This is a genomic window from Psychrobacter sp. ENNN9_III (genome assembly GCF_001462175.1).
Lineage (GTDB): Bacteria > Pseudomonadota > Gammaproteobacteria > Pseudomonadales > Moraxellaceae > Psychrobacter.
The window spans coordinates 39,339-46,183 of the sequence record NZ_LNUO01000135.1 but is presented as its reverse complement, the minus strand read 5'-3'; the positions used below and the strand labels follow the sequence as shown (position 1 = coordinate 46,183).

General features: G+C 43.3%; 7 protein-coding genes. 1 reads left to right on the top strand and 6 read right to left on the bottom strand.

Going from position 1 to position 6,845, the window contains the following annotated elements; translation table 11 throughout:
- On the top strand, nucleotides 1-747 hold a 747-nt coding region (locus PENNN9_RS08335; protein ID WP_058369233.1), incomplete at its 5' end, for a hypothetical protein.
- A gap of 164 nt (nucleotides 748-911) precedes the next feature.
- Here the strand turns inward: PENNN9_RS08335 and hemJ are convergent.
- From hemJ to serB, 6 genes are all read right to left on the bottom strand, one after another.
- Nucleotides 912-1,346, bottom strand: coding sequence for a protoporphyrinogen oxidase HemJ (hemJ, locus tag PENNN9_RS08330; protein WP_058369232.1), 435 nt, complete (start codon nucleotides 1,344-1,346; stop codon nucleotides 912-914).
- Between the two features lie 108 nt (nucleotides 1,347-1,454).
- Entirely contained in the window at nucleotides 1,455-2,537 is a 1,083-nt protein-coding gene (gene bioB, locus PENNN9_RS08325) for a biotin synthase BioB (protein ID WP_058369231.1), read from the bottom strand.
- Nucleotides 2,538-2,766: 229 nt separating this feature from the next.
- Nucleotides 2,767-3,273 carry an SCP2 sterol-binding domain-containing protein gene (locus PENNN9_RS08320; RefSeq protein WP_058369230.1) on the bottom strand — a complete coding sequence of 169 codons (507 nt, stop codon included), beginning with the start codon at nucleotides 3,271-3,273 and terminating at the stop codon, nucleotides 2,767-2,769.
- Nucleotides 3,274-3,593: 320 nt separating this feature from the next.
- Nucleotides 3,594-3,980 (bottom strand): AciT family ciprofloxacin tolerance protein, encoded by a 387-nt coding sequence (gene aciT, locus PENNN9_RS08315; RefSeq protein WP_058369238.1) that lies wholly within the window; start codon nucleotides 3,978-3,980, stop codon nucleotides 3,594-3,596.
- Nucleotides 3,981-4,203: 223 nt separating this feature from the next.
- On the bottom strand, nucleotides 4,204-5,256 hold the full coding sequence (locus PENNN9_RS08310; RefSeq protein WP_058369229.1) for a DUF368 domain-containing protein: 1,053 nt from the start codon (nucleotides 5,254-5,256) through the stop codon (nucleotides 4,204-4,206).
- 40 nt (nucleotides 5,257-5,296) lie between these two features.
- Complete coding sequence (gene serB / locus PENNN9_RS08305) at nucleotides 5,297-6,517, bottom strand: phosphoserine phosphatase SerB (protein ID WP_058369228.1); 1,221 nt, start codon at nucleotides 6,515-6,517, stop codon at nucleotides 5,297-5,299.
- Nucleotides 6,518-6,845: the final 328 nt, after the last annotated feature.

Genomic DNA, 6,845 nt, shown 5'->3' with positions numbered 1-6,845 from the left:
GCATTATTGATACTTTTGAGTAGTGCAAGTTACGTCCATGCCGATAGTATGAGCGATCTTATCGCCCAAAAAACAGCACAGCCTGAGCTTGCAGTGCCGCGTGCCAAAATTAATACGCGCTCGACCATCCAGCGTACCCGTCCCAACTACTCAACTATTAATAATCCGAATTACACAAACACTCAGCCTACTTCGAATGCATATGGTTATCGTCAGCAGACGCAAAACAGGTCTGGAGCAAATACCTCCTATCGTTATCCTGAAGTGCAACGGCAAGCACCTACTGTCTTGCCTGCATTTTTATCAGGTAATTACGATAACGTCGATAGTGAGTATTTGCCACTGCTGAGCAGTGCTGAAAATCACAGCAGTATGGCCGCACGCGAGGTGATTAGTACGGCACGCAAGATGGCACTCAACGAGCGCGCTATCATTCAAGGCGGCTGCTGGGACTATCTAAATGAGGTGTTTAAGCGGGCAGGGGTCACTCGTGATACAGTACATAAAGGCGCCTATAGACAAGGCCCTTATGCCAATAGTAATGAGATTGAGATTGGTGACTGGCTTTATTATATCAATCATGGCTATAACGGTGTCGAGCATAGCGGACTGTTTGTCGGCTGGGTCGATGAAGCGGCTAAGCAAGCGCTGATACTCAGCTATGCTGGGGAAAATCGCCGCGAGCCTGCGCGCTATCGAGTTTATGATTTGAGTAATGTGTACCAAATCATGCGTCCAACTATCTAAGTAGGATATTCAATATCTTTTAGACAATAAAAAACGCCCGTATCTAAGTAGGATATTCAATATCTTTTAGACAATAAAAAACGCCCGTGACTGATAAAAGTTACGGACGTTTTTTATTGTTTAATAAAAGCTAGCGACAGTTTAACTAATTTTTCTAAATAACTTTAGAACGGTTTAACGACCACTAATATAACAATAATGACCAAGGCAAAGACTGGTATCTCATTAAACCAGCGCCAAAATTTATGGGTTTTATAATGCGGATTATCAATCAGTTTCTTTCGATAAAAACCACATGCGCCATGATAAGCTGACAGCAAAATGACTAGAAAAATCTTTACATGCAGCCAGCCTTGGGTTTTATATACTTCCCAGCCAAGTCCTACCATCCATAGACCTAAAATCCACGTTGCTATCATCGACGGGGTCATAATGCCGCGATATAGCTTACGCTCCATCACCGTAAAACGCTCTTGACTGATAAGATCATCACTCATGGCATGATAGACAAAAAGCCTTGGTAGATAAAAAATCGCCGCAAACCAGCAGACCATTGCAATGATGTGTGCTGCTTTAATCCAATTAAAATAATCTGGCATAGTTTTTCTCTTGTTATCTTGTCAATACTTATATGCGTCGTAAATAAACGCGGGCAAGCTTAACGCAGATTAATGGATAATGGTAGCAGCACATCGTTAAGATATCAGCTATTCTGCCAACACTACTTGTGATTGATGTCCGCTCATCGCATCCATAACAGGCACTTGCTTAGCTGCTCTTGGCGCTGCAAATTGGGCAGTTAAGCCCAGCTCACGCATTAGCCTATTATCATTAGATTGGCTGGCATTGCCTGTTGTTAACAGCTTGTCACCATAAAAAAATGAGTTGGCACCTGCCATAAAGGCCAAAGCCTGCTCAGCATCAGATAAGCTTTCACGCCCAGCAGATAGGCGTACATAGCTGCTCGGACAGCAGATACGCGTTACTGCAATCGTGCGAATCCATTCCAGCACCGATAGCTCACCCTCTGCTAGCACTTTATCACCGATGGGCGTGCCGGCAATAGGGACGAGCAGATTGACAGGAATAGACTCGGGTGCCTTGGGCATTTTAAGTAACTCATGTACCCAGTCGATGCGGTCTTCGCGGCTTTCACCCATACCTACAATATTACCACTACAGACGTTAATACCCGAGTCACGTACGTGCGCTAGCGTATCGAGACGCTCATCATAGCTACGCGTACTGACTACCTCCTCATAATAGCGACGCGAGGTGTCTAGATTGTGATTATAATAATCAAGCCCTGCATCGGCCAACTGTGCGGCTTGCTCAGGATTTAGCATACCTAGCGTCATGCAAGTCTCAAGCCCTAAGCTTTTGACTTCTTTAACCAGCTCGACCACATAAGGCATATCTTTGGCGCTTGGATGCTTCCATGCAGCACCCATACAAAATCGCGATGAGCCGCTAGCTTTAGCGCGCTTAGCCGCTGCGATCACTTTATCAACCTCTAAGCGCTTTTCTGCCTGCAACTTGGTCTTGTCACGATGATGACCTGACTGTGAGCAATAACCACAATCCTCAGGACAGTTGCCTGTCTTAATCGATAGCAAGGTACTAATCTGTACTTCATTAGCATCAAAGTTTTGGCGGTGAATCGTTTGCGCTTGTAATAATAAGTCCATTAACGGTAAATCAAACAGCTGCGCAATGTGTTCACGACTGTGTTTAACAGTATTATCATTGGCTTGAGGGTTAGGTTCTTGGATTGAAAGTAGTCCTGCCATGGGTTAAATCCTTTTAAGATAAGCTGAGAAAAACTCAGTTAAGTTAAGATAATTATTGAATAATGAGGCAATAAAAAGGTCGCGGTAACCGTAGTATACCGCAACCTTTTCGTAAAATCAGAACGCTATTGATAATGCTAGTAGATGGTATCTAAGATTATATTTATAACCCAGTTGTTTAATCACATGCCATCTTAATCACATAACATCTTTTCAAAATTACAGCGCCTTATTTACCGACTTTATGCTTTACCACACCAATCCAATGGTTGGCAAATTGCTGCGCTTTATAGGCGTAAGGTTTTGCTTTTTGGACGTAGGGTTTATAGTCTTCTGGAATAGCAGGTACGATGTGTTTAGCAAGCTTATTGAACCACATCATTAAGCTATAATCGCCCTCTATACTCAAGTTACCTTCTTGAACGGCTGTCATAAAGGCAGGCAGATCGCCTTTAGACAACAGCTTTACCCCCGTCATTGAATCTTTGAAATTAATCGTCAAATCTGGCTCATCGGCGTGACCACTACGTTGACTAAAAGTCCCATTATCAAAGTTAAAATGACGTGCAACGTTTGCTTCCACACTAGCGATCTCGATGGTAACTTTACGATCAGCCAGTAGCTTTTTGACATCTTCGTTATCGCTGTCAGCAAGCGTAGACAGACGATAGCCAACCACCGCCAACATCATATCTAATGGGTCAGATTTGATATCTAATACGGGAATAGTAAACATAGTCAGGCTCCTAAAATGAGTATAATAATAAGTAAGAAAAATGTAGGTATCGAATAAAGGCTACTTTATATTGGTTTGCACTACAATCATATAGGTAGAGTATAAACTATCTTCTACCTTTAATACTTTAGTAGTTGCGTAGAAGGTATTAGATATCGTGTAACAATACCTTGAATCAAGTATAGTGCTATTGCTTAACGGGTTTACGCATACAATATTTAGATGATAAGTAGCTTAGTATTATAAAATAATAGTGCTAAAAAATGCGCCGATATTAGGCGCAATGATTAACAATAAGTCATACACGAAAAAAGGAGCTACTAAAAGCGTGGCTGATAATGATCATCATAGATAGGTGTATGTTCAACGTAGCGTGCAGCAGCTCGTTTACGCTCTTGCTGTACTGTATGGCTCACGTCATCATAACGCAGCGCACGATATAACACCCAACCTGCTAACGGCAGCCAACTGATACCAAATGCTGCAACATAACTATGCCAATCAGATAAGCCAAAACCACTCATCAACGCGCTATGTAACATCTCAACACTGAGCCAATATATCATACCACCAAGCACATACCATAGTAGCCAACGCTGTGAAGTTAAGGCAATCACTATGATAAAGCTTGCCAATAGACCATAGCCAAGTAGCGCACTACCGCCTAACGTATCTACCCCAGCAACAGAAAATATAGTCACAAACATCATTCATCTCGCTATTCATAAGGTGAATTTCAATAAGACTATTATGCTGGTTTGCCATAAAAAGCTGAATAGGGTAGAGGCGACTTTACGACAACAGTTGTCGTCTGATTTATAGTGGCTGTTTTATAAGAAAAAAAGGTTTATTATAAAAAGTAAGCGCCTTATTGTTAGGCGCTTACGGTAAAGAATTATAGAAAAATTCAGCCATATTAAATGGTTAGGACTATTGCTTGATAGGTTGTACACGCTTGGTACGATTGCCCCACCATGATAGTGCTGTTACTAAGATTGCCCCAAGTAACATCAGTCCCAATGTCGTCAGCCATTGTGCTCCAGTTGGGTAATGCCAGGGCGCAACATTATTGACAGCCTCACTATTTAAAGTGCCTAAAGCATCTACTTTCCAAGGCCATACTTTAACCAGTGAGCCAGCAATAAAGCCAGTGAGCAGTGCTAATGTTCCCTGATAATATCGCGCTAACAACCATTTGAGCACCCGCGTAAAAATGAGTAGCCCAGTTGCCATTCCTGCCATTAAAGTAATAATAATAGTTAAATTAAGAGTATGGACAGCCTCCAATACCGTATCGTAAGCGCCCATCAGCAATAAAATAAATGACCCTGAAATACCAGGAAGTATCATCGCACAAATTGCAATCGCACCTGCAAAGAATAAATACGGTAAGCTTGGCGTCGTAGCGAGCAAGGGTAAGTTACTGATCACGACCGCTGTCACGATACCAATGACAAACAACCCTGCACGCGCAGCATTCCACCGCTTTATTTCACTTAATAAAATAACGACAGTCGCGACCACTAAACCAAAGAAAAATGACCAGATAAGTAGGGGTTGATTGTCGAGCAAGTGCTTGATTAGACCTGCTAAGGTGGCAAAGCTTGTGGCAATACCTAATAGCAAAAATAGCAAAAATGTCGCATCGACTTGTCGCCAGACAGCAAGTAAACCTTTGATACCGCCATGCTGACGAAACGCCTGCCAAAGGCTTGGGCCAATACTACCCAATGCATTAATTAGGCGCTCATAAATACCTGCAATCAGAGCGATAGTGCCGCCTGATACACCAGGTACGATATCAGCTGCGCCCATTGCCATGCCTTTAATATAGACCGCCACCAACTGCTTAGGGTTGTCTGCGTTTGCTACAGTAGCTGATGGGGTCGATGATAGGTCTGCTGGTAAGTCTGATAGAGGAGCTGCATCAGTCTTCGCGCTTGATGAAGGCGTGTCTGGCCGCGGGGATTGTGATGCCGTCATGGACATTCCTTTCTAAAAAATAAAAATAAGTGTTAACTGGCTACTGGGTTGAGATGAGTGCAGGATACCCAAGTGCATAGAGTACGCCTTCAAGACCTGTGACGTTTACCGCTGCATCGGCACGAGCTTGGACGATAGATTTGGCATGATATGCAACGCCCAAATCGGCATTGGCCATCATCGGTAAGTCATTTGCGCCATCACCAACGCAGACCACTTGTGACATATCGAGACCCATACGCTCAGCGATATGAGCGACGATAGACGCTTTTTTGGCGCCGTTGACGATAGGCAACTGCACATGACCGGTCACCTCGCCATCTTCGATATCTAAGTTATTGGCATGGACTTCATCAATGCCCAACTGCTCAGCGATATAACGGGCAAAATAAGTAAACCCACCAGAGACCAGCACCGTATGGTAACCCAGCGCTTTAAAGGCACTGACAGTCGTACGAGCGCCTGTCGATAAGGTAAGACGCGCGCAAATATCATCCAGTACTGTAGTGGATATGCCTTCTAATAGTGACACGCGCTGCACAAACGACTCATCAAAATCAATTTCGCCGCGCATGGCTGCCTCGGTAATGGTTTCTACTTGCTCGCCAATACCAGCAGTCTTTGCCAGCTCAACGATGACTTCTTGTTCGATCAAGGTTGAGTCCATATCGAAACAAACAAGCTTATGCGTGCGCAGCATATGACCAATAGATAAGATATGACAATCGACTACATTCATGCTATCAATGCCCAGACTTTGGGCGCCGCTGTAGTCTTTTGCCAAGTAATTCTCTGCCAAGTCGTGACGCAGACGAGTTGTCAGCTGATCATCAATGATGTGAGCTGCTGCTGTCTTTTTGCCAGGATGCATGAGCGTATCAGTGACAGGAACCAATAAATAACGAAATACCTGAGCGGGGACAAACGGCTGTTCGTTGTCATCGTCAGTGCCAGAAACAGAAGCGGTGTCAGTAGCAGCTTTAGGAATGGTAATATCTACAAAGCTTGCTTCCGTATCTTCTGCCACTGTTACCAAATGCCAGCTTGGCTGCTCATCGACCCAAGATTGTACATATTGATGAATATCAAGCGCGTGCATATGCGCTGGCAATACGACAATTAGTGCAAATACAGGTAGAGATTGGAGCGTATCGAAGTCTAGCAGATTGGTATCGTCAGGCAACAATGACGCTACAGAATCTACAGCTTGTTGCCATGCTTTGCTGTCTTTTGGTAACGAGTAAGGCGTATTTTTTGGCATGTCTCAATTGTCCCTTGTGTGCGCAGTTAAGATTAGGAATAATAACAGTTTTACCGTGTATCGCCTATACATGACGCACAAAGTATAACAGTTGAATAATAATGCCATCACCTCTAGTATATTGACCGAACTTTGCAGATAATTAAATGTATACTGACGGATAAACCTATGATGAACCGTATAGTGATATTATAGACAATACCAGTTAGACGACTGCTTGTATGATAGTCGGTAGTGCAGTTAAATGAGACTCGTTTGAGTTAAAATGATTAGTAGCATACTTTTCCAAAAAATGAGCAGCAGCCTCGTTTTTTTAATTTCCCCCATT